Annotated in this window: 27 protein-coding genes; 11 read left to right on the forward strand and 16 right to left on the reverse strand. The window is 62.1% G+C overall.

Translation table 11 applies throughout. From position 1 onward, the window contains the following. Positions 1–7: 7 nt before the first annotated feature. The gene (locus FP2506_RS08060) at positions 8–709 is read left to right on the forward strand and encodes a CbtA family protein (protein WP_007066947.1); all 702 of its coding nucleotides are present in this window, start codon (positions 8–10) and stop codon (positions 707–709) included. On the opposite strand, the gene FP2506_RS19490 is transcribed toward FP2506_RS08060, so the two are convergent. From FP2506_RS19490 to ffh, 6 genes are all read right to left on the reverse strand, one after another. Beyond that, the gene (locus tag FP2506_RS19490; RefSeq protein ID WP_148227508.1) at positions 618–1103 is read right to left on the reverse strand and encodes a DUF1636 family protein; all 486 of its coding nucleotides are present in this window, start codon (positions 1101–1103) and stop codon (positions 618–620) included. The two genes, FP2506_RS08060 and FP2506_RS19490, sit on opposite strands and share 92 nt — an antisense overlap. After that, a complete protein-coding gene (folK, locus tag FP2506_RS08065; RefSeq protein ID WP_007066948.1) occupies positions 1088–1588 on the reverse strand; it encodes a 2-amino-4-hydroxy-6-hydroxymethyldihydropteridine diphosphokinase in 501 nt (166 codons plus the stop codon). The genes FP2506_RS19490 and folK overlap by 16 nt, the downstream gene beginning before the upstream one ends. A 2-nt stretch (positions 1589–1590) precedes the next feature. Continuing rightward, positions 1591–2451, reverse strand: a complete 861-nt coding sequence (gene folP / locus FP2506_RS08070; protein WP_040489030.1) for a dihydropteroate synthase — start codon at positions 2449–2451, stop codon at positions 1591–1593. A 201-nt stretch (positions 2452–2652) separates the two neighbouring features. Next, positions 2653–3501 carry a DUF1236 domain-containing protein gene (locus FP2506_RS08075; RefSeq protein ID WP_007066950.1) on the reverse strand — a complete coding sequence of 283 codons (849 nt, stop codon included), beginning with the start codon at positions 3499–3501 and terminating at the stop codon, positions 2653–2655. 182 nt (positions 3502–3683) lie between these two features. After that, positions 3684–4121, reverse strand: a complete 438-nt coding sequence (gene rpsP, locus FP2506_RS08080; RefSeq protein ID WP_007066951.1) for a 30S ribosomal protein S16 — start codon at positions 4119–4121, stop codon at positions 3684–3686. 88 nt (positions 4122–4209) lie between these two features. Further along, complete coding sequence (gene ffh / locus FP2506_RS08085; RefSeq protein WP_007066952.1) at positions 4210–5793, reverse strand: signal recognition particle protein; 1584 nt, start codon at positions 5791–5793, stop codon at positions 4210–4212. Between the two features lie 381 nt (positions 5794–6174). Between ffh and FP2506_RS08090 the strand changes: the two genes are divergently transcribed. Both FP2506_RS08090 and FP2506_RS08095 read left to right on the forward strand, forming a co-directional pair. Then, on the forward strand, positions 6175–7263 hold the full coding sequence (locus FP2506_RS08090; RefSeq protein ID WP_040489573.1) for an endonuclease/exonuclease/phosphatase family protein: 1089 nt from the start codon (positions 6175–6177) through the stop codon (positions 7261–7263). 94 nt (positions 7264–7357) lie between these two features. Further along, positions 7358–7690, forward strand: coding sequence for a TraR/DksA family transcriptional regulator (locus FP2506_RS08095; RefSeq protein ID WP_007066954.1), 333 nt, complete (start codon positions 7358–7360; stop codon positions 7688–7690). Positions 7691–7724: 34 nt separating this feature from the next. Here the strand turns inward: FP2506_RS08095 and FP2506_RS08100 are convergent, their stop codons facing one another. Both FP2506_RS08100 and FP2506_RS08105 read right to left on the reverse strand, forming a co-directional pair. Next, complete coding sequence (locus FP2506_RS08100; RefSeq protein WP_007066955.1) at positions 7725–8954, reverse strand: MFS transporter; 1230 nt, start codon at positions 8952–8954, stop codon at positions 7725–7727. A gap of 245 nt (positions 8955–9199) precedes the next feature. Then, entirely contained in the window at positions 9200–10213 is a 1014-nt protein-coding gene (locus FP2506_RS08105) for an LLM class flavin-dependent oxidoreductase (RefSeq protein WP_040489031.1), read from the reverse strand. A 151-nt stretch (positions 10214–10364) separates the two neighbouring features. Here FP2506_RS08105 and rph point away from each other — a divergent pair, with 151 nt between their 5' ends. The 6 genes from rph to FP2506_RS08135 all read left to right on the forward strand — a co-directional run bounded on the left by rph (position 10365) and on the right by FP2506_RS08135 (position 14783). Continuing rightward, positions 10365–11087 carry a ribonuclease PH gene (rph, locus tag FP2506_RS08110; RefSeq protein WP_007066957.1) on the forward strand — a complete coding sequence of 241 codons (723 nt, stop codon included), beginning with the start codon at positions 10365–10367 and terminating at the stop codon, positions 11085–11087. Further along, a complete protein-coding gene (rdgB, locus tag FP2506_RS08115; protein ID WP_007066958.1) occupies positions 11084–11734 on the forward strand; it encodes an RdgB/HAM1 family non-canonical purine NTP pyrophosphatase in 651 nt (216 codons plus the stop codon). The genes rph and rdgB overlap by 4 nt, the downstream gene beginning before the upstream one ends. An 18-nt stretch (positions 11735–11752) precedes the next feature. Further along, positions 11753–12955: a radical SAM family heme chaperone HemW gene (gene hemW / locus FP2506_RS08120; RefSeq protein WP_007066959.1), complete on the forward strand. Its 1203-nt coding sequence runs from the start codon at positions 11753–11755 to the stop codon at positions 12953–12955. Positions 12956–13125: 170 nt separating this feature from the next. Then, a complete protein-coding gene (locus FP2506_RS08125) occupies positions 13126–13404 on the forward strand; it encodes a DUF6894 family protein (RefSeq protein ID WP_148227510.1) in 279 nt (92 codons plus the stop codon). 90 nt (positions 13405–13494) lie between these two features. Further along, positions 13495–14391 (forward strand): 16S rRNA (cytidine(1402)-2'-O)-methyltransferase, encoded by an 897-nt coding sequence (gene rsmI / locus FP2506_RS08130; RefSeq protein ID WP_007066961.1) that lies wholly within the window; start codon positions 13495–13497, stop codon positions 14389–14391. Further along, entirely contained in the window at positions 14388–14783 is a 396-nt protein-coding gene (locus FP2506_RS08135; protein WP_007066962.1) for a YraN family protein, read from the forward strand. The genes rsmI and FP2506_RS08135 overlap by 4 nt, the downstream gene beginning before the upstream one ends. 96 nt (positions 14784–14879) lie before the next feature. Here FP2506_RS08135 and FP2506_RS08140 read toward each other — a convergent pair whose 3' ends face one another. From FP2506_RS08140 to msrB, 3 genes are all read right to left on the reverse strand, one after another. Further along, positions 14880–15134 (reverse strand): BQ00720 family protein, encoded by a 255-nt coding sequence (locus tag FP2506_RS08140; protein WP_244404144.1) that lies wholly within the window; start codon positions 15132–15134, stop codon positions 14880–14882. Between the two features lie 38 nt (positions 15135–15172). Next, entirely contained in the window at positions 15173–15604 is a 432-nt protein-coding gene (locus tag FP2506_RS08145) for an Hsp20 family protein (protein ID WP_007066964.1), read from the reverse strand. Positions 15605–15794: 190 nt separating this feature from the next. Further along, positions 15795–16298: a peptide-methionine (R)-S-oxide reductase MsrB gene (msrB, locus tag FP2506_RS08150; RefSeq protein WP_007066965.1), complete on the reverse strand. Its 504-nt coding sequence runs from the start codon at positions 16296–16298 to the stop codon at positions 15795–15797. Positions 16299–16306: 8 nt separating this feature from the next. On the opposite strand from msrB, the gene FP2506_RS18700 reads away from it, so the two are divergent. Next, entirely contained in the window at positions 16307–16603 is a 297-nt protein-coding gene (locus FP2506_RS18700) for a hypothetical protein (RefSeq protein WP_148227511.1), read from the forward strand. On the opposite strand, the gene FP2506_RS19495 is transcribed toward FP2506_RS18700, so the two are convergent. From FP2506_RS19495 to FP2506_RS08170, 3 genes are all read right to left on the reverse strand, one after another. Beyond that, positions 16567–17049: a fasciclin domain-containing protein gene (locus FP2506_RS19495; protein WP_202814186.1), complete on the reverse strand. Its 483-nt coding sequence runs from the start codon at positions 17047–17049 to the stop codon at positions 16567–16569. The genes FP2506_RS18700 and FP2506_RS19495 overlap by 37 nt on opposite strands. A 457-nt stretch (positions 17050–17506) precedes the next feature. Next, the gene (gene arfB / locus FP2506_RS08165) at positions 17507–17938 is read right to left on the reverse strand and encodes an alternative ribosome rescue aminoacyl-tRNA hydrolase ArfB (RefSeq protein WP_007066968.1); all 432 of its coding nucleotides are present in this window, start codon (positions 17936–17938) and stop codon (positions 17507–17509) included. A 164-nt stretch (positions 17939–18102) separates the two neighbouring features. Further along, the gene (locus tag FP2506_RS08170; protein WP_007066969.1) at positions 18103–19713 is read right to left on the reverse strand and encodes a phosphoenolpyruvate carboxykinase; all 1611 of its coding nucleotides are present in this window, start codon (positions 19711–19713) and stop codon (positions 18103–18105) included. Positions 19714–20156: 443 nt separating this feature from the next. Between FP2506_RS08170 and FP2506_RS08175 the strand changes: the two genes are divergently transcribed. Then, positions 20157–20606, forward strand: a complete 450-nt coding sequence (locus tag FP2506_RS08175; RefSeq protein ID WP_007066970.1) for a hypothetical protein — start codon at positions 20157–20159, stop codon at positions 20604–20606. A gap of 9 nt (positions 20607–20615) precedes the next feature. On the opposite strand, the gene FP2506_RS08180 is transcribed toward FP2506_RS08175, so the two are convergent. Then, positions 20616–21332 carry a GNAT family N-acetyltransferase gene (locus tag FP2506_RS08180; protein WP_007066971.1) on the reverse strand — a complete coding sequence of 239 codons (717 nt, stop codon included), beginning with the start codon at positions 21330–21332 and terminating at the stop codon, positions 20616–20618. After that, positions 21329–22204, reverse strand: coding sequence for an alpha/beta hydrolase (locus FP2506_RS08185; RefSeq protein ID WP_007066972.1), 876 nt, complete (start codon positions 22202–22204; stop codon positions 21329–21331). Before FP2506_RS08185 ends, FP2506_RS08180 begins: the two co-directional genes overlap by 4 nt. Positions 22205–22253 lie beyond the last annotated feature (49 nt).

Consider the following 22253-nt stretch of genomic DNA (forward strand, 5'->3'; position numbering starts at 1 on the left):
GTCTTCCATGATTAAGCGTATTCTTGCCGGCGCGGTTCTCGCCGGTGCAGGAGCGGGATTTGTCGCGAGCGTCCTTCAAATCGGCTTCGTGCAGCCTGTCCTACTCCATGCCGAACTCTACGAGACAGGCGAACTCGTCCATTTCGGCTCCTCGTCCTCCGTGCCGGCCGAGCAAGCTGTCGCCCTGTTCGACCTGTCGCGTGACGCGCTTTCGTTCGCCTTCAACCTTCTGGTCTACACCGGCTACGGTTTGATCCTGGCGGCGGCAATGGCGCTCGCGGAATTGCGAGGCGCAACGATCACAGCCCGGCAGGGCCTCGTCTGGGGCACTTGCGGTTTTCTGGCCGTTCAATTCGCCCCGGGCTTCTCGCTTGCTCCGGAAGTTCCGGGCGTCGCCGTGATCGATGTTCAAACGCGACAGCTGTGGTGGACGTTGACAGTGGCGAGCGCCGGCATCGGCATCTGGCTGATCGCCTTCGCGAGAAGCTGGGCCGGATGGGGTGTCGCGATCATACTGCTGCTCGCGCCGCACATTGTGGGCGCACCGGAGCCGGAATATTTCGCTGGTCCCGCCCCGACCGAACTTGGCGCGCTCTTCGTCGCACGCGCTTACGGGGTCAGCCTCGTTGCATGGTCCACACTTGGGCTTCTCGCGGCATATTTCCTTGCCGAGCAGAGGATCGAGGTGCGGAGAGAATTGCCGGTCTAAGGCTAACGCTCAAACAAACGGGATGCGGGGCGGTCAGGCAGAAGCGCAACCGCCCGCATGCACTTGCATCTTCGATAAAACCACGATCCGCATCGAGCCAAGCTTTGACCGTCGACACCACATCCGCGACATCGTTCGTCGGTTCGAGGTGATTGAAAACATAAGACGCCTGCCCCTCACCTGTTAGGGCCAGCGAGACCGGTTCCCCGCACGCATTCAGACAGTCCACGGCGACCACGCGGACGCTCTCGCCCAGACACTGTCGGGCGATCTCGCGCTGGAGGGATTCGGCAAGTACTGCGCCCCTTTCGCCCTGCTCAGACCGGCATGTTGTGCAAACGATAACCGCCGGAAGACCGACATCGACCGGTCGGGCGCTCACCTCCTCCACCACTCACCGTCCTCGCTGATCGCCCGAATGCCTTCGTCGGCGAGCGCGGCGAGGCGCTCAGTCGCCGTTTCGCCGCCGAGATCGAACTCCGGATCGAGATCAGCAAGCGGGCGCAGCACGAAGGCCCGGTCCTTCGCACGCGGATGGGGCAGTTCCAGCCTGTCCTTGGCGATCGTCCGGCGGCCGTAGTCGATGACATCGAGGTCGAGCGTGCGTGGCCCCCAGCGCTCGCCGCGTTCGCGCCCGTAAACGCGCTCGGTCTGAAGGCAGAGATCGAGGAGGGCAATTGGTTCGAGCGCGGTCTCGACCAGCGCGCAGGCATTGATGAAGTCAGGCTGGTCTGTCTTGCCCCAAGGCGGGGTCGAATACAGCCTGGAAACGGAGAGAACGTCTAAGTCTTCGCGCGCGTCGAACGTCTTCAAGGCCGAAGCCATAGCGGCCGGTACATCGCCCACATTGCCGCCGAGCGCGATGATCGCGGTGGCCATTCTCACCAGCGCTCACCCTTCATCGCGCGACGCATGGCATCGGCAATGAAGAGCGCATCCCGATTGATTTCGACATCGTGGACGCGAAAGATATCTGCACCACGCTCGCGCAAGAGCGCCGTGGTCGCTGCGGTCGCGTAGTCGGGATTGGGCAGTCGGCCTTCAGGATCGGTTCTGACGAAACGCTTGCGGCTTGTGCCGACAAGAACCGGATAGCCGAGCGGCAGCACTTCATCGAAGCGTGCCATCAGCACCATGTTTTCGGAGCCGTCCTTCTCGAACCCGAAGCCCGGGTCGAGCACGATGGCCTCTCGCGGCACGCCCGCCTCTACGGCGATTTCGAGGGAGCGTTTCAGGAAGACGAACTGATCCTCGATCACGTCCTCCAACCTGTCGCGTTCGCGCCCGTTGTGCATAAGGCAGAGCCCGGAGCCGGTTTCGGCCGCGACCTTCGCGATTTCCGGGTCCTTCTGCGCGCCCCAGATGTCGTTGACGATATGCGCACCGGCCTTCACCGCCAGCCGCGCGGTTTCGGAGCGGTAGGTGTCGACGGAGATGATGCAGTCGGAGCGGCGCGCCAGTTCCTCGATCACGGGCATGATGCGGCGCTGTTCTTCGCTCGCATCCACGGGCGTTGCGCCCGGCCGGGTCGACTCGCCGCCGATATCGACGATGGTCGCGCCTTCTTTCACCATGCGCAGCGATTCCGCCACCGCAGCTTCGACGCTTGCGTAGCGCCCACCATCGGAGAAACTGTCAGGTGTCGCGTTGAGAACGCCCATGATGCAGGCACGCTCTCCAAGATCGACATGCCGACCATGGCCCACCTGCCAGCGTCCGCCCCGCGGTTCGATCACTTGCATGTCTCTCGCTCGCCTCTCGATGGTCGCCTTCGTCTGAAAACGACTTAGACCCTCGGAGGCAGTGGAGCAATCGGCGGTCCTCGACCGTCGATTCCGATCACGATCAAGCGCATTTGAGAGCATTCTCGCGTTGCTACTTGATGTGCTTGGTGCACAAAGATCGAAAGTCGGGGAGTTCTTAAAACTCCCCGACGAAGATACTCATGCTTGGATGACGTAAACGATCTCCAACACCTGCGGACGAACGATGATTATCGTACCGTCTTCGAGGATGAAGTACTGATATCCCTCGTATTGCGGCACGATCTCGATGATACGCGTAGGCAACGGGTGCAGCACTACAGTCTCTGGAACACTTGTCCCGACCGACACTTCGAAGTCTATGTCGACGGCCGGTTCGACGTTCTGCTCGACGATCGTCTGCTGAATGGTCGTGCGCTGTTCGTTGTTAATTTCTACGGAAGTTGATGCAGAAGCTTCCGCGCTCGCGCTTTCGTCAGTCGAAGCTTCAGTTTCGGCTTCGGAAGAGGTTTCGACCTCGCTTTCGGTCGAAACTTCGCTCGAAGTAGACGCATCGGTTTCCGATGATGCAGCAGAGCCCTCTGCTGCAGCTCCGCTGTCTTCGGCAGAAGTCGCTGTGCTCGAGCCACTCTGCTCCGCCCCGGCAGCGGTGGTGCCTTCGGTATCCGACTCCGGAGCATCGGCGCCAGCCGACGTTTCCGCCTCGGGCGTCGCTGTTACGTCTGCGTCATCACTCGACGCTGCGGAAGCGGGGTCGCTTGCAGTCGCATCGGTCTCCGTCGCAGCTGGAGCGGCGGAAGCGTCCGGCGTGCTCGAAGAACCCGCCTCCGCACCAGGCGTCGTTGCCGAAGCACCGGCGTTCGCAGGTGTCTCGCTCTTTCCCCCGGCAGGCGGAGTGGTTGCTTCGGATGTCGACCCTGCGGCACCCTCTTGTGGCAGCACAGTCTGGCCGTCCTGAGCGTAGGCGGCAGTTCCGCCGGCACTCAAGATGAGAGCGAGAGCGGAAGCGGATAGAAGTTTGGCGATCATGAGAAACCTGTGTTCGTTGTAAACCCTTCGGCCACAAATGTTTTTTGCGACAGCTCGGTTCCCGGCGAACGTTTTGGCTTCTTCCGAAGACGATCGAATTACGCGGTTCGATAGGCGCTCGAAACAAAAAAAGCGGCACCCTGAGGGCGCCGCTCGATTGGGTCGCGAAAAACGACGACCGCTTACTCGGCCTTCGCTTCTTCTTCGGCAGGTGCGGCGTCTTCGGCCGGCGCGTTCTTGGCTTCCTCGGCCTCGGCCTTTGCCTTTTCCTCGGCTTCCTTGGCGTCCGCCTCCCGCTGTTTGCGCTCGGCCTCGCGCTCCTGCGCCTTTTTGCCCGGCTGGGCCTTCTTCGGATTGTTGCGCTCGGGGCGGCTGGCGATGCCGGCCTGGTCGAGGAAGCGCAGCACGCGGTCGGTCGGCTGGGCGCCTTCCGAAAGCCAATACTTGATGCGCTCTTCGTTAAGCGTCACGCGCTGGCCGTCCTTCGGCAGCATCGGGTTCCACGCACCGAGCTGCTCGATGAAGCGCCCGTCGCGCGGCGTGCGGGTGTCGGCGGCGACGATATGGTAATAGGGACGCTTCTTCGAGCCCGCACGGGCGAGACGAATTTTAACTGGCATTCTACTTTCCTTCTTTCATCGGGCGGAACGCTTCGAGCGGCCGCCGTTCTTTTGGTTCTGTCGTCAATATGAACCGGCGTGAGGCCGGCTATTTCTTCTTCCCCGGCAGACCCGGCAGACCCGGAACGCCGCCCCCGGACCCGGGCAAACCGGGCAGGCCGCCCGGTCCGCCGATCCCAGGCGGCATGTTCGGCATCCCCGGTGCTCCGCCGCCCTGCTGCATCGCCTTCGCCATCGCCTCGATCTGCTTGGGATCCATCTTGGAGAGATCGGGCATGCCGCCCATGCCCCCCGGCATGCCACCGCCTAGGCCGCCCATGCCCATCTTGCCGGCAAGGCCGCCCATCATCTGCTTCATCATCCCGCCTTTGCCCTTCTTCCCCATGGTTTTCATGAGGTCGGCCATCTGGCGGTGCATCTTCAGAAGCTTGTTGATCTCCGCGGAATTGGTGCCGGAACCGGCCGCGATGCGCTTCTTGCGGCTGTGCTTGAGAATGTCGGGCTGGGAGCGCTCCTTCGGCGTCATCGAGCCGATGATGGCAAGCTGGCGTTTGAGCATCTTGTCATCGAGACCAGCCGAAGCCATCTGGTCCTTCATTTTGCCCATGCCGGGCATCAGGCCCATCATGCCGCCCATTCCGCCCATCGTCTGCATCTGGCGGATCTGATCGGCAAGATCGTTCAAATCGAACTTGCCGGCCTGCATCTTCTTGGCCATCGCCGCGGCCTTTTCCGCGTCGATGTTCTCGGCGGCCTTTTCGACCAGCGAGACGATATCGCCCATGCCGAGAATGCGGTCGGCGATGCGCGAGGGGTGGAAATCCTCCAGCGCATCCATCTTCTCGCCGACGCCGATCAGCTTGATCGGCTTGCCGGTGACCGCACGCATGGAGAGCGCGGCACCGCCGCGCCCGTCGCCGTCGACGCGGGTGAGAACGATGCCGGTAACGCCGACGCGCTCGTCGAAGGAGCGGGCGAGATTGACCGCGTCCTGACCGGTCAGACTATCGGCGACGAGCAGGATTTCGTGCGGCTTGGTCCGGACCTTGATGTTGGCCATCTCGACCATCAGAGGCTCGTCGATGTGGGTGCGGCCCGCCGTATCGAGGATGACGACGTCGTAGCCGCCAAGGCGCGCGGCCTGTTCGGCGCGCACCGCGATCTCGACCGGGCCCTGCCCCGCGATGATCGGCAGCGTGTCGACTTGCGTCTGCTCGCCGAGAACCTTCAGCTGCTCCTGCGCGGCCGGGCGGCGCGTATCTAGCGAGGCCATCAGCACCTTCTTGCGCTGCTTGTCCTTCAGCCGCTTGGCGATCTTGCCGGTGGTGGTCGTCTTACCGGAGCCCTGGAGGCCCACCATCATCAGCGTGACGGGGGCCGGCGCGTTGAGGTCGATCGAGACCCCTTCGGAGCCCAGCGTCTCGATCAGCTCGTCATGGACGATCTTGACGACCATCTGGCCGGGCTTGATCGATTTCAGGACTTCCGCACCGACGGCCTTGGCCCGAACCCGCTCGGTGAACTCGCGCACCACTTCCAGCGCGACGTCGGCCTCCAACAGAGCACGGCGGACCTCGCGCAGGGCTGCGCTCACATCCTTCTCGGAGAGCGCGCCGCGGCCGGTCAGGCCGTTCAGAATGGACCCGAGGCGGTCCTGGAGACTATCGAACATGGTTCACCTTTTCCCTGGTCGAGAGACACGTCTTCCGACAAGGTGGCGCGTCCGCCTCCGTCTCGCAAACCCGAATGCGATGGGACATGCCCATAGCAAAACGCCATCCGCGGGCGAAACTCGCTGGCGGATGGTGACCTCCGGGCGGCTTTTCGACGAAAGGGGCCCGGTCGGCGGATCTGAAAACGACGATGAACGCGTGAGATCGGAGACGGCTAAAGCACGAGCCAGCTCCGGAAGTCAACCGGAACCCCAAAAGGAACGGGCCGCAAAAAGCGATGAGCGGACTCCCTGCGGACTTCACGTTTACGTCCAGCCTTCGCGTTCTAGCTGTCCAATGACGAAGGACCGAAGACGTTCGACGACAAGCGAGACGTGATCTTGATAGCTTTGACCATTCTGACCGTCCTGGCCGTCATTCTCGGCTTGGCGGCGCTCGTTCCGTTCACACGCATCTCCCACGGCGTGGTGCGAATGTGCGAGTTTCCGCGGCTGCAGATGGCGGCCATAGCCTTCGTCTGCCTTCTCGCGACACCGGTGCTCGTAACCGATCCGGTCTGGCTCTATCCGCCGCTCTTCACCTTCATCGTGGTGCTCGCGATCCATGCCTACGCGATCGGCCAGTTCACACCGATCCGCAAGCCGCAGAGCCATGTCTACGACGGCGACGTCGATGGCGATAACGTCGTTTCGGTCCTGTCTTGCAACGTGAAGATGTCGAACCGTGATTACGAACGCTGTCTTGCCATGGCGCGCCGGGCCGACGCTGACCTCGCCCTTTTCATGGAGACGGACGAGGGCTGGGCGGAGGGGCTTTCGCCCCTTAAGCAGACCTATCCGCACGTGATCTCGCGGCCCTACGATAATTCCTACGGCATGATCCTCTATTCGCGGCTCGAACTCGAGAATGTCGAGGTGAAATTCCTCGCCATGGACAAGGTGCCATGTTTCATCTGCGACGTTCGGCTGAAGAACGGCAGGAGTTTCCGCATCTACTGCGTCCATCCCGAACCGCCGGTGCCGAATGCGGACTCTTCCGGCCGCGACGCCGAGTTGATCCGTGTCGCCAAGCTCGCGCGCGAGGACAGCAAACCCTCGATCGTCTGCGGCGATCTCAACGACGTCGCCTGGTCACACACGACGCGACTATTCCAGCGCCTTTCGCAACTGCTCGATCCTCGAGTCGGGCGCGGTTTCTACAATACATTCGACGCACGCTATCCGGTGCTCCGCTGGCCGCTCGACCACCTGTTCCACGACGAGCACTTCTCGCTCGTCACAATCCGGCGCTGCGAGCATATCAAATCCGACCATTTCCCCATCTTCTTCAAGCTTGCTCTTACTTCTTCGCCGACGGTGATTGACGATGTCGAAGCTCCGAATGGCGAGGACCATGCGGAAGCGGAAGATATCAAGAAGCAGGCTGACGAACTCGACCGCAAGGCGGTTGGTACGGATTGGGAGAAGTGATGCGAAGGGCATGTCGAGCAGATCGAACCGCTTCTTTGCAGCAGCCGCGTGACTCATCACTCTTGCTGGCAGGCGGTCTATGACGCCTTCTCCCATGGATGAGATCGACACCAGCAAGTTCCGCGAACGGCTGGAGACAGAGCTCGAAGAACTGACCACACTCTCAGAAGATGCGAGCGAGAACCGCGCTCCGGTGGAGCTTGATCAGCAAAGCGTCGGCCGGCTTTCGCGCATGGACGCCATGCAGGTGCAGCAGATGGCGCAGGCCGTAGAGCGGCGCCGGCGCGACCGCATTCAGAAGATCCGCCGGGCGCTGGCCCGTATCGACGACGGCGATTACGGCTATTGCCACGATTGCGACGAACCGATCGCGCCCGGCCGACTTGAGATCGACCCCGCGGCGCATCTCTGCGTGAACTGCGCCTGAGGCTTCAGATTCCCGGCCTCGAACGTTTCGGCGCTCAGTGCGCGTGGGCCACCTGCTGCGACACGATGCGTCGCGAAAGTCCGAGCATCACAACGGCCGCGATAAGGCTGTAGACGCCCATGGCGGCTAGCTGGGACTCATACGGCACGTCGTGGTCGATCAGATAGCCGGTGATGCCGGGACCGACTGCCGTCGCCAGCACTGCGGATGAGATCACGATCGAGCGGATGGCGCCAAGATGGGCCGCGCCGTAAAGCTCTGGCCAGAGCGAGCCAACGAGGGTCGACGACAGCCCCATCGACAGGCCGAGCAGCGCCATGAAAACGAAGATCGCCCAGACGCCCGTGCCCCAGGCTGCGATAAAACAGGCAATTCCGAGTGGCACGAGAAAGCTCGGCAGGAGCCGCACGGAAGTGTAGCGGTCGACCAGCGAACCGGCGACAAGCGTCGAGGCGACGGTCGCGAGACTCATCACCGTGAAGCCGAGGGCGAAGACCTCGAGCGGCCAGCCCTTCAGCTCGGTTAGATAGACCTGATGGAAGAAGATCGTCGTGCCGATGAAGGGCGGGGCGAGGACGCCGATCAGCGCGGCGTAGAATTTCGGATCGAGAAGAACCTCGCGCCGCGACCAGTCGCGGACTGGCGCCTTGTTCGGGCTGAGCGGCTCTGCCGTCAGCGGATCGCGCTCACGCCGTACGAGCCCGCCAATCAGCGGGAGGGCGAGCGCCAGCATCACGGCCGCACCGGCCATCCAGGCGCCGCGCCAGCCGAACACGGCCGAGGCGGCGACGAAGAGAAAGGGAAAGATCGCCGTGCCCACATGCTGGCCGAGGGTTGAAATGGAGATCGCCCGCCCTCGGCTCGCCACGAACCACTTGCCGATCGCCGTATGGGCGATTTCCGTCATCATGCCCTGGCCGAACAGGCGCAGGAGATAGAGCGAGAGAACCAGGAAAACGATCGAGCCGGCGAGCGGCAAAGCGAGACAGGCAAGAGCGAGCATCACCATGACGCCGATCGCGACTTTGACGATGGAATGGCGGTCCAGCAGGCCGCCGAGAAATGGCAGCGTCGCCGCGCTGCCAAGGGTCGCGACCATGTAGAGTACGCCGAAATCGCCGTGGCTGAGATCGAACGCCGCGCGAATTTCGGCATTCGACAATGCGATGAAGAAGGTCTGCCCGAACGAGGAGAAGAAGCACAGGAGAAAGCCGCCGGCGATCCAGCGGCCGTCGCGGGTGAGAAAACGGGAAAGTTCGGTCATGGATGGCAATCGGTGGTCGAGAAAGGCGTGGGATTGCGACGCCGATGCTGGAGACGGCGGGCTGCGCTGGCACGCTTATCAGAATTGTGCGCCTGCGAAGAGCCCTCGCACGGCAAAGTGAGAAGCAAAAAGGGGCGGGCGGCACACGCTGAAGCGCCGGCCTGCTCGTCAGGCAGATCGAACCTGCGATGCAATCTGCGACACAGCGATATTTGCCACCAGATCCTCGGGTGAGATTCTGCCCCTCAAGCCGCCTGCCGAACGCCCTCGATCACCTGCATTGCCTCCGCCGCGATCCGGTGGCTCTCCTTCCGCTTCGCGTGATCGTGGATCTGGCTCGCAAAGATGATCTCATCGGGATGATATCGTTCGATCCAGCCCTCTATCGCAGCCCGCACGCTTCTCGGCGAGCCGACCGCCGAGATCCGCAATGCCTCTGCGACCCCGGCCTTGATCGCCGGGTGGGCGGTCTCTTCGAAATCCTCGATTGGGCGCGGCAGCTTGCCCGGATTGCCGGTGCGCAAATTCGCGAACGCCTGCTGCATGGAGCTTTTGAGGAACCGCCCCTCCTCGTCCGTTTCCGCGCCAAACACGTTCGCGGCGAGGATGAAATGGGGTTCGGGATGGCGCTCCGACGGGCGATAGCTGTCGCGATAGGTCTGAACGGCCTGCTCCAATGCGCCCGGCGCGAAGTGGGAGGCAAACGCGTAAGGCAGGCCGAGATAGGCGGCGAGTTGCGCCCCGTAGAGGCTCGAACCCAAGATATAGATTGGCACTTCGGTGCCGACGCCCGGCACCGCGCGCACCTTGCCGGGAGTGTCGTCGTCTTTCGCAAAATAGCCAATCAGCTCGACCACGTCCTGTGGGAAGCTGTCCGTGCCATTCATCGTGCGACGCAGGGCCAACGCGGTCTTCTGGTCCGTGCCCGGCGCGCGGCCTAGGCCGAGATCCACTCGGCCCGGATAGAGCGTCGCCAGCGTCCCAAAGGCTTCGGCCACCATCAGCGGCGAGTGGTTCGGCAGCATGATGCCGCCCGAGCCGATCCGGATCGTCTTCGTGTTCGCGCCCACATGTCCCAGCGCGACTGCAGTCGCGGCGCTCGCGATCCCCACCATGTTGTGGTGCTCGGCCATCCAGAACCGGGTATAGGACAGTGCCTCGGCATGGGCCGCGAGATCGGCGGAATTGGCGAGCGCGTCGCGCGCCTCGAACCCGTCGGGAATCGGCGAAAGATCGAGAACGGAATAGGGGATCGTCATCGGGCGTGCCTCAACTGGCTCATCTGTCATTTCGTGACAGCGATATGGTCGCGCCCGGCGCGAAGCGAAAGATCGTGCCGCCTTCCCTCCGCCGTCCATCCCCGTTAGAAGCCCGCAACGATCCGTTAACCATTCATACTCGGGACCCATCATGCGCCCATCGAAACGCCCAGCTGACTCCATGCGCGAGGTTTCGCTGACCACAGGGGTCAACCGCCACGCGGAAGGCTCATGCCTCGTCAAGTTCGGCGAAACGCAGGTGCTCTGCACTGCCAGCCTCGAAGAGCGTATCCCACCTTGGCTGAAGAATTCGGGCAAGGGCTGGGTCACCGCTGAGTACGGGATGTTGCCCCGCGCCACTGGCGACCGCATGCGCCGCGAGGCCTCGGCCGGCAAACAGGGCGGGCGCACAGTCGAGATTCAGCGCCTTATCGGCCGCTCGCTCCGCGCCGTCGTCGACATGGGCGCGCTCGGCGAACGCCAGATCACGGTAGACTGCGACGTCATTCAGGCAGACGGCGGCACCCGGACCGCCTCCATCACCGGCGGCTACGTCGCGCTTGCCGAATGCCTGAAATGGATGGAGGCGCGGAGCATGTGCCAGCGCAAGAATGTGCTGAAGGGGCACGTCGCTGCTGTCTCCTGTGGCATCTACAAGAATGAACCGGTCCTCGATCTCGACTATGCGGAGGATTCGGTTGCCGAGACGGACGCGAATTTCGTGATGACCGGCGCAGGCGGAATCGTGGAAATTCAAGGCACCGCTGAAGGCACGCCATTTTCGGAAGAGGAATTCACGAAACTGATGGCGCTCGCCAAGAAGGGTATTGGCGAACTAGTCGAGGCTCAGACCGCAGCACTCGGGGACTCATGAACGTGCCTCTCCTGAAGCCACAAGACGGACCCCTTCTTGTTGCCAGCCACAATCGCGGAAAAATCTGGGAAATCCGCGAGCTGATGGAGCCATTCGGCTTCGAGGTCACCTCCGCCAAGGAGAAGAACCTCGAGGATCCGGAGGAGACCGGTACCACCTACGAGGCGAATGCCGAGATCAAGGCGCTCGCTTCCCACAACGCGACCGGCCTTGCTTGCCTGTCCGACGACTCCGGGCTCTCGATCGAGGCCCTGAGCGGCGATCCAGGTATCTATTCGGCCCGTTGGGCGGGCCCGGACCGCGATTTTTCTATGGCGATGCGGAACGTCGAGGAGAAGCTGCAGGCCGTCGGCGCGACGACGCCCGAGAAACGCCGCGCGACTTTCGTCGCGGTCCTTTGCCTCGCAATGCCGTCCGGCGAGACCCATCTCTACCGCGGCGAAGTGCATGGACAGGTCGTCTGGCCTCCGCGCGGCGATCTGGGTTTTGGGTACGACCCGATCTTCCTGCCGGATGGCCTCGACAGGACCTTCGGGGAGATGATGTCGCTCGAGAAGCACGCCTGGAAGCCCGGTCAGCCCGATGCACTCTCACACCGGGCCCGTGCATTCCAGAAATTCGCCCGCGAAGCCCTCGGGACAGATTAAGCAGATAGTTTGAGGCCGATGAGCACGAGCCTTCTCGAAGCGCCAAGGACAAACGTTCTTCCATTCAAGCCGGTCCCCACCGATCCGGGCTTCGGCGTCTATGTTCATTGGCCGTTCTGCGCTGCCAAGTGCCCCTATTGCGACTTCAACAGCCACGTGCGGATGAAGCCCGTCGATCAGGCGCGCTATGCGGCCGCCTTCGAACGGGAACTGGCGGAAATGGGCCGACGCTCGAAGGGAGAGCGTGTCACATCGATCTTTCTCGGCGGCGGCACGCCCTCGCTGATGGAGCCGGCGACGGTCGGCATCATTCTCAACGCAATTTCCAACATCTGGACCGTCGCGCCGGACGCGGAGATCACGCTCGAAGCTAATCCGTCGAGCGTCGAGGCGAACCGGTTCCGGGGCTATCGCTCGGCCGGCGTCAACCGAGTCTCACTCGGGGTCCAGGCGCTGAACGACCGAGACCTGAGGCGGCTTGGCCGGCTGCACGATGTCGAAGAGGCCCTGCGCGCCATCGGCCTTGCCCGCGAAATCTTCCCGCGCCTCTCCTTCGATCTCATCTACGCGCGCCCGGACCAAACGGTTGCCGGTTGGGAGGCAGAGCTCGCCCGCGCCATCGATCTCGCGGCCGATCATCTCTCGCTCTATCAGCTGACGATAGAGGAAGGCACCGCGTTTCACGCGCTCCACAAGGCCGGCAAGCTGATCGTTCCGGACGGTGATCTCTCTGCCGATCTCTACGAGGCGACACAGGCGCTCACGGCCGCGAAGGGCCTGCCGGCCTACGAGATATCGAACCACGCGGTGCCGGGTGCGGAAAGCCGGCACAACCTGACCTACTGGCGCTACGGCCACTATGCCGGCGTCGGCCCCGGCGCCCACGGCCGTCTCTCCTGGGACGGATACCGCTACGCCACCGCCAACGAGGCTCTGCCCGAGACCTGGCTCCAGATGGTCGAGGACTGGGACCACGGCATGGTGGTGGAGGAAGCCCTCAGCATCGCTGAACAGGCGGACGAACTCCTCCTGATGGGCCTGCGCCTCGCCGAAGGCGTCGACCTCAAGCGCTGGCGCGAGCTCTCCGGCCGCGTCATCGATCCCCGGTCCGAACGCGATCTCGTCGAGAACGGCATGGTCGAACGGCTCGGTCCGGAACGCCTCCGCTGCACGCCGGCCGGCATGATGGTGCTCGACGCGGTCGTCGCCGATCTTGCTTGAGACGACCACCGCGTTCGCTCTCGCGATCGTTCTTGCAAGCATCCAACTGATCGTCCTCTGCCAGCTTTATTCCCTAGCGGAAGTTCGGCGATATGCTCGGCGATCAACGCCCGGCTAACAAGATAAATTCGAAGCTTTCGGAAATCTCTGCGATCCAAGTTGTTGATGAGATGATGGATAATATCGCGCACAATTCTGCTTCGGACCGTCGGATGCCGACCTACTATTTTGATATCGAGGACGATAGCAGGCTCCAGCGAGACGATACTGGCGTTGTTTGCGAAAACGAGGAAGCCGTTCGGCGGACGGCCGTCGAGGCGCTTCCCGACATCGCCTCCGACGGATTCTCGGATGCCGGCGGGCACACCATCGCGATACTCGTGCGCAATGAAGAGGGACATTATGTCTTCAGGGCCGCGATGACACTGACTGCGGACTGGTTGCGGTAGCAATACCCCTCTATCCTGGCATCGCCGCGCGTTCGAACCACGCAGCTCTGTATACTGGTCCTTGTCGATCGGGGCATATAATCCTCCGGCATGACTGACCCCATTTCCAACCGAACCTACGCGATTCGCGGCACCGCCCATCAGGCACATCGGCCCGAGCCAGGTCTCTATCTCGTAGCGACGCCGATCGGACATCTCGACGATTTGAGCCTGCGCGCGCTCGATATCATCGCAGGCGCCGACATCCTGGCCTGCGAGGATACCCGGGTCACAGGCAAACTTCTCAAGCGCTATGGTATAGAGCGGCGAATGGCCGCCTATCATGAGCATTCCGGCGAGAAGGCCGGCGCTGCGCTGGTCGAGACCATCCGAGGCGGCGGATCGGTCGCCCTTGTCTCGGATGCCGGCACGCCCTTGGTCTCCGACCCCGGCTACGAACTGGTCAGGGCGGCGATCGAAGCGGAAGTTTCCGTCGTAGCGATACCCGGAGCTTCGGCCGTCCTGACGGCACTGGCCGTCTCCGGTCTGCCGTCGGACGCGTTCTTCTTCGCCGGCTTCCTTCCAGCAAAGGAGAAGGCCCGCGCCGATCGGCTGGAGCAGCTGCTCCATATCCCGAGTACGCTCATTTTCTACGAAGCGCCGCATCGCATCGCGGCGAGCCTTGCCGCGATGTTGGAAGCGTTAGGCGATCGCCCCGCCGCCGTCTGCCGCGAACTCACGAAGATGCATGAAACGATCTACCGTGGCTCGCTTCGCGAACTTGCGGAAGAATTTGCGGCCTTGGAAACGGTGAAGGGCGAGATCGTCGTCTGCATCGCCCCGCCAGCCGAAGACGCGCCGCCCAACGAGGCCGATATCGATGGTATCCTCGAAGGCCTACTCGCAGAGATGAAACCGGCCAAGGCCGCGCAGGAAGCGGCACGCCTCACCGGCCTTCCCCGTCGCGAACTCTATCAGCGCGCGCTCACGCTGAAGGACGACGGATGAGCGGACAGAAGCGCCGCGACAGAGTCCAGCAAAAAGCCGAGCGCCGCTCGCGTTTCAGGCGCGGTCACGTCGCAGAGTTTCGCGCGGCGTTCGCGCTTCTCCTGAAGGGATTTCGCATCTCTGCCCGCCGCTACAAGGTGAAAGGCGGCGAGATCGACCTCATCGCGCGGAAAGGGGATCTCGTCGCTTTTGTCGAGGTCAAGGCACGCCGCAGCGTCGAGGCGGCGATGGAGGCCGTCGGTCCCCAAACTCAGCGGCGCATCGAGAATGCCGCCGACCACTGGCTCCGTCGCCAACCGGACCACGCCCGCCTCACATCGCGCTTCGATATCGTCGCCGTTCTGCCGCGGCGTTGGCCGGTCCATATTCCGAATGCATGGGCGGCACGTTGAGGCACGTGTATCATGTCGATCGCCCACGAAAAAGCGCCTCCGAACCAACGGAAGCGCGACGCTCAATCTGTAAAATAACCCGGCTCGCTGAAGCCGTCAGTGAATGCTGACGGTTTCAAGCTCGTTCTGGCTGGCGCTCTGCAGGATCGAACCGGGATCGTCCGAAACGGCAAGCGGCGTGCCATCGGCACTGAACAGCGCCCAGAGATCGAGGCCCGGTTGGATCTGGTTGGCAACCGGAAAGCGCTTGATCATCTCGTCGGAAGACATCCGCCGCATATAGGCGATGTTCCCCTCGCCGAGCGCTGCGAGATCGTTTTCTGTCACGTCGTTGATGTTCATGTCAGTCATGTTCGTCTCCTCGTAAGGCAAACGCTCGAGATCGAAGATCATTCCTCGACCGCGATTTCTATTCGTCTGACGATCCGCTCCGGTTCTGGCTTCGCCAGATCGATCGACAACAGGCCATTCTTCAGTTGTGCACCGATGATTTCCATTCCATCGGCTAGCAGAAAGCCCTTCTGGAACTGCCGCGCTGCGATCCCGCGATGAAGATAGACCCGCTCGCCTTCCTCGGCCTGACGGCCGCGAATGATCAGCTGGTTTTCCTCCGTCACCACTTCGAGGTCCTCGGGCCGGAAACCGGCGACCGCGAGTGTAATACGGATCATCTGAACGTATCCTGAAGCCGCCTCGGCCTCGACACGCTCGATATTGTAGGGCGGGTAACCGTCGCCCCCTTTGGCGAACCGCTCCAAGGTCCGCTCGATGCCGTCAAATCCGAGAAGCAACGGGCTGGAAAATAGGGTGGTTCGACTCATGGCGCTCGGGTTCAGATCCTTCGTGAAGCGACCTTTGCGGAAGCGGCCCAACTAGGCACCGTCACCGACCCTTCGAATATGGTGTCCCGCCCCTTCACCTTCAATCAGCGCGATAGCGGCAATCCCCAATAAAAACGCCGCGTCCGGGGGAAACGCGGCGCTTCCTTCTCCAGTCACCGCGAGTTCGCCGTCACCCGATCGTCGTCTCGCCCGGCTTGAAGTTCAGCGCAACGCCGTTGAGGCAATGCCGCTTGCCCGTCGGCTTGGGCCCGTCGTTGAAGATGTGGCCGAGATGGCCCCCGCAGCGTGCACAATGAACCTCGGTGCGTGGATAGATCAGCTTGTAGTCCGTCTTCGTGCCGATTTGCTTTTCGCTGAGCGGGGCCCAAAAGCTCGGCCAACCCGTTCCGGATTCGAACTTGGTTTCCGACGAGTAGACCGGGTTGTCGCAGCCCGCGCATGCGTAAATACCGTCTTCCTCGTTCTTGTTGAGCGGGCTGGAGAACGGCGGCTCGGTCGCCTCTTCGCGCAGTACGGCGAACTGGCTTTGCGTCAGCCGCTCACGCCACTCCTTCGCCGTCAGCGAGACTGGGAACTTCTCGTCTGCAGCGTTCGCACCCCCACGCAGAAACAGGCCGGCAGCAGCCGCGCCGGCGAGTGCGGTCGCAGATGCTAGAAAAGTGCGTCGTGGCATAGGCATTATTGAACTCCCTCGATTTTCGCTGCGCCCTCCTTGCGGATGCAGCGAATCTCTTTGTTGTCTTGCAGGTAGGTTCGGAAGCAGTTTCTGAAAAGTTTCATGACGCCGAGGCCTTTCGCCACGGCGTCATGGCGTTCTCCGTTGATGCGTCTACCAGCGACACAGTCCAAGAATTCCGCGACGACGAGTTCGTAGCGACTTGGTTTCACTTCGCTCCTGCGCCACGGATTTCGGATAACAAAACCGAAATCGAAGCAGCCGCTTATTCGCTCGGCATCACCACCGTATCGACCACATGAACGACGCCGTTCGACTGCATGACATCGGCTTGAGTGACCCGCGCCGCGTTGCCTTGTGGATCGGTGGCGACGATGGTGTCTCCGTCCATCGAAAGGATCAGTTCGCTGCCCTCCAGCGTCGTCACCGGGTGCTCGCCCCCATCCTCCTCAATCAGCTTCGTTAGTGCCTCTGACGTCGCCTCCTCGGGAATCACGTGATAGACGAGGACATTGGTGAGCCGCTCCTTGTTCTCCGGCTTCAGGAGCTCGTCCACCGTTCCCTCGGGCAGTTTTTCGAAAGCGTCGTTGCTCGGCGCAAGCACGGTGAAGGGACCGGCGCCAGAGAGTGTCTCCACGAGATCGGCTGCCTTCAGCGCCGCAACCAGGGTCGTGAGATTGGCAGCCTCCGACGCGTTTTCCGCGATTGGTTTCGTGGGATCCATCGGTGCGCCGCCGACCACAGGCATTTCACCGGTCCTGGAGCCAGTTCCGGCCGCCTCAGCCTCGCCCTCGGAGGCTTCCGGCGTTGGCTCTGCAGCTGCGTTCGGATCGCCTTCGGTCGAGTCTGCTTCACTCTCCACAGTATTGCTTTCGACTTCGGGCGCCGCAGTCTCGCTTTCCGTCGCACCGGACTCGCTCGGCATTTCAGGAGGATTATCGGTCTGCGCATAGACCGCGCCCGCCGCGATCAGCGAAGCGATCGCGGTGGTGCGTATAAGGATCTTGAACATTGAGAGCTCCTCGGTTTGAACGCGATGCCAGATCAAGTACCCGCGTTCGTTTTTTGACAGCGGTCAGGGTATGCCGTTGCTACGTTTGGCCGACGCCGCAGGTTGCCGAAAGCAGGTTCACAATGTCGTTTCAAACACATGGCGGACGCGTCCGTTTGACGGTGCCGACCGCGAGGGTGTTAGCGCCTCCCGTCTAGCTTTCGTTGACCTTGCCACGCATCGCCTTGATATGCCCGCGACCCTTCTTTGCCTTCAGGCGACGTTCCACGGCGCCCCTTGAAGGCTTTGTCTTCTTACGCGGCGGGGGTGGCGGCTTCAGTGCTTCCAGCACCAATTGACGCAGCCTTTCGCGGGCATCGTCGCGGTTGCGCTCCTGGGTGCGGTGACGCGAGGCTTCGATCAGCACCTCGCCTTCTTTTGTCGCGCGCCGTCCGGCAAGCCGCATCAGCCGCCGCTTGGCATCCGATGAGATTGCCCCCGACTGCGCCGCATAGAATCGCAATTGTACCGCACTCGACACCTTGTTCACGTTTTGCCCGCCTGGCCCCCCTGCTGTCACGAACTGCTCGAAGAGTTCATATTCGGGAATGGTGATGCGGCTGGTAATTTCGAGCGGTTCGGGCATTCAAAGGGTCCGGGTCGGCGAGAAACAGGTACGGATCATTATGGACTTCTGCTCTTTCTCTTGAAGCCCGCAGCCTCGCTGGCTCTATCCCGCGAACGAAAACGGCCCGCGCATTTAGCGCGGGCCGATTGAAGTGATGGACGTGGATGCGTGAGTTGGCGGCCTTACTCAGCCGCCATTTTGAAATTTGGCGCCGCTTCCAGGACCGAACCGTCGACCGTTTCCTCGAAGCGGTGGAAGTTTTCTTGAAACATCCCGACGAGACGTTCCGCCTGGGCATCGTAGGCGGACGGATCGGCCCAAGTCGATCGCGGATCGAGGATGCGGTCCTCGACACCATCGACCGAAACCGGAACCGCAAAGCCGAAATAGGGGTCGGTGCGGAACTGCGCTCCCTTCAGCGAGCCGTCGAGCGCGGCGGCGAGGAGGCAGCGCGTCGCCTTGATAGGCATGCGCTCGCCCGTCCCGTACGCTCCGCCCGTCCAGCCGGTGTTGACGAGCCAGCAGTCCACATCGTGCTTGGCGATCAGATCGCGCAGGAGATTGCCATATTCCGATGGATGGCGCGGCATGAAGGGGGCGCCGAAACACGTCGAGAAGGTCGCTTCGGGTTCGGTCACGCCTTTTTCCGTGCCTGCAACTTTGGCCGTATAGCCCGAAAGGAAGTGGTACATTGCTTCGGAGGGCGTCAGCCGAGCGATTGGCGGAAGCACGCCGAAAGCATCGGCAGTCAGCATCACGATCGTCGATGGCTGGCCGTCACGGCCGGTCTTCGAGGCGTTCGGGATGTAGTGCAGTGGATAGGCTGCGCGCGTGTTCTCGGTGAGTGTGCCGTCGTTGAAGTCTGGCACGCGATCCTGGTCTAGCACGACGTTCTCGAGAACGGTCCCGAACTTGCGGGTCGTGCCGAAAATTTCCGGCTCGCTCTCTTCCGACAGCCGGATCGTCTTTGCGTAGCAGCCGCCCTCGAAGTTGAAGATGCCGTTTTCTCCCCAACCGTGCTCGTCGTCGCCGATGAGCGTGCGCTCCGGATCGGCCGATAGCGTCGTCTTGCCGGTACCGGAGAGGCCGAAGAACACCGCCGATTGGCCGTTGCCTCCGACATTGGCCGAGCAGTGCATTGGCATGACGCCGGTCTTCGGCAAACGGTAGTTGAGCGCCGTGAAGACGCTCTTCTTCATCTCTCCACCGTAGGACGTGCCACCAATAAGAACGACAAGCTTTTCCAGATCGCAACCGATCACCGTTTCCGAACGACATTCGTGCCGCGCTGGATCGGCCGAGAAGGACGGCAGATCGATGATCGTCATCTCCGGCACGAAATCTTGGAGCTCCTCCACGCTCGGTCGGATCAGCAGATTGCGGATGAAGAGGGCATGCCACGCAAACTCGGTGACCACGCGAACCTTGATGGCAATCGCCGGATCTGCGCCGCCGATCAGATCCTGAACGAAGATGTCCTTACCCTCGGCATGGGCCCTGAAATCGTCGTAGAGACGGCTGAAGGCGTCCGGCGACATGGGCTTGTTGTTGTCCCACCAGATCGCGTTTTCAGTCGCTTCATCGCGGACAACGAACTTGTCCTTGGCTGAGCGGCCGGTGTGCTTGCCCGTCGTGACGTTGAGTGCGCCGTGAGCCGTCAGTTGACCTTCGCCGCGACGCACGGCGACCTCGACCAGTTCAGCTTCCGAGAAATTCCAGCGGATCGAGGAGAGATTCGAAAGTCCCGTCGTCTCGATGCCCGCCTGCGGGTTCCGCGTCCCGATCTCATTCATGGTGCCCATCCCATCGCAAAAAGTTTACGGCCCGCAGAAACGCGGACCGTGTTCTTGCAAGAGCTAGCGCAATGCAATTGATGTGACAACAGTATAACAGCAGAGATGGTAAGCAAAGCCAGGTCTCTAATCGATTTTATTGTCTTCCTTTTCAATTCAAACGGTTTGACTATGTATTAAATCGGTTCAAGATGTATGTCCGAATGAGTATGCGACTGTTTTATTGCACTGCACTCTTCGATGTGCCCGGCATCCGCTCGCAAGTCTAAACAAAGGTGAATTATTCCGCGCAGAGACTTTCGCTTCCGCCACGCGATCGATGGCCCCGTGCGCCTTCGCGGACCATCGGTTTCCTAAGAGCGCCTTTCAATCCTCAACCTTCGCTTAAGGATTAGGGGGAGATAATGGGCCCGACCACATGAAGCGTTTTTCGAGGGCCACATATGATGAACTTCGTCGCAACCGCCGCAATTGCGGGCATTGCCGCCGTTGTTCTCGTCGCCAATCTTCAGGGCGCGCCTTTGCCGTCCGAGACGACGCGGGCGGGTGCGACGCTTATCGATCCGAAGACAACAGCTTCGATAAAGGTTCAGCCAACGCAACAGCCCTCTCCGGCCATGCGGATGATCGATCTCAGGAGCGGCGCGACCTGCCGGATCGTCAAGCCCGATGATCTCACCGAGGAATTCATCGCTGCACCCATTGGCCCCGACTGTCAGAGGTCGCCGGCACTCGAACGGGTCGCCAAATGGCGTCAGACCCCCGATGGAGCGCTGGAGATGGCAGATGACAGCGAACAGACGGTGCTGCGTTTCATGCCGGGCGACGGCGTTCTCTACGAGAGCATCTATCCGTCCGAAGAATTCGTGACCATCGTCTCCGCCAACGGATAACGCCGAAGCCTAACGGATTGCCGCCAGCGCTTCGGCCGTCAGGTCGCCGAGCGGGCGCCGCTGCCGCCCTGCGCTATCGAAGCTTGCCGGGTCGAGCCAGCGCTCAAAGGCCGGCTCCAAGGCAGGCCATTCCCGGTCGAGTATCGAATACCAGGCAGTATTCCGGTTTCGACCTTTCACGACCATATGCTGGCGGAATAATCCCTCGTAACGAAAACCAAGCCGTTCGGCTGCTCGCTTCGAGGGCTCGTTTTCATTATCGCATTTCCATTCCAGCCTGCGATAGCCGAGGGCGCCGAGGGCGTACCTGGCGATCAGGAAGAGCCCCTCCGTCGCCGCGGGCGTCCGCTGAAGGCTTGGACCGAAGCAGATATGGCCGACTTCGATGACCCCGTTCGGGCGATCCGCCCGGAACAAGGCTGCAACGCCTGCGGATTGGCCTGTGGCTTTCGGAATGAAATGGTAGAACCGATGAGCGTCCCGGAAGTAGACTTCGCTTGCATAGGTGAGGAAGTCGGCTTCGCTTGAAAACGGGCCGGCGGAGAGCCAGCGCCAGATCGTGCCCGCTTCGTCCGCCCGGAATGCGCCAAAGAGTTCGCCGAACCGGCGGTCGTCGAAGATCGGCTCCACCGTAACGAGCCGACCTTCGAGCGGCTCGGCGCCCGGGAGATCGCGCGGCTCGAAAGCCGCGAGACCGCTCTCTGCCTCCGACGCTGGCGCGCTCATCGCGACCGCTGCCTCACGAACTCGATCACGTCGGCGCGGATCGATCGGTCGCCAAGTTCGAGTGCCGTCGCAAATGCCTTGATCGAGCCGGTGTGGTCGACGCCCGGCACTATGTGGTCCGAGATCGGAATGCCCGCCGCCCGCGCCTTCGCCGCAAGCGAGCGCGTGTTCTTCGGATCGACCACGGTATCGGCGCCGCCATGGATCAGGAGCATTGGAGGCTCATCGCCGTCGATGTAGTTCACCGGCTGGCTCGCCGCGCGGGTCGCTTCCGGGAAGACGCGCTTGTAGCGCTCTTCGGTCAGCGGCAAGAAGTCGAAGGGACCGGAAAGACCGACGAAACCGTCGAGCGCGCCGATCGAGCCGCCGGCATCAGTAAGATAGCGCCCGTCGGTCGCCAGCAGCCCGGCAATCTCGGCCCCCGCGGAATGGCCCATCAGGAAGAACGGATGGCGGCCGGCCGGAAGCCCGTTCTCGCCTCGCTGTGCCCAGGACGAGACCGCGACTGTCGCGCGCGCTGCATCCTCGACGAAGCCTGGAAATTGAACCGCGGGATAAAGCCGATAGTTTGGGATCGCGACGATGATCCCTTCGCTCGCGAGAGACTGGCCGACGAAGAGATACATGTCCTTGCTGCCAGTATCCCAGCTACCGCCGTGAACGAATACGACGACCGGCGTGTCCGGTTGTGCTCCGTCGGGAATGTAAAGGTCGAGCGTCCCGCGGGCGCCCGGCATGTAGCGAACATCCTCGACCACGCTGTAGCCGGCGCTGCTCGTCACTGCGTTGAGCGCGCCGGCGCAGCCGGCAAGCCAAAGCGCCCATAGCGAGCAGAGGATTGGGGTCAGACCCCTGAAGGCTTTGTCTTGCAATAGAATGTCTATCCGCTTCGCTGCACGCCATCGACGCTGCCGAACAATA

Source organism: Fulvimarina pelagi HTCC2506 (assembly GCF_000153705.1).
Lineage (GTDB): Bacteria > Pseudomonadota > Alphaproteobacteria > Rhizobiales > Rhizobiaceae > Fulvimarina > Fulvimarina pelagi.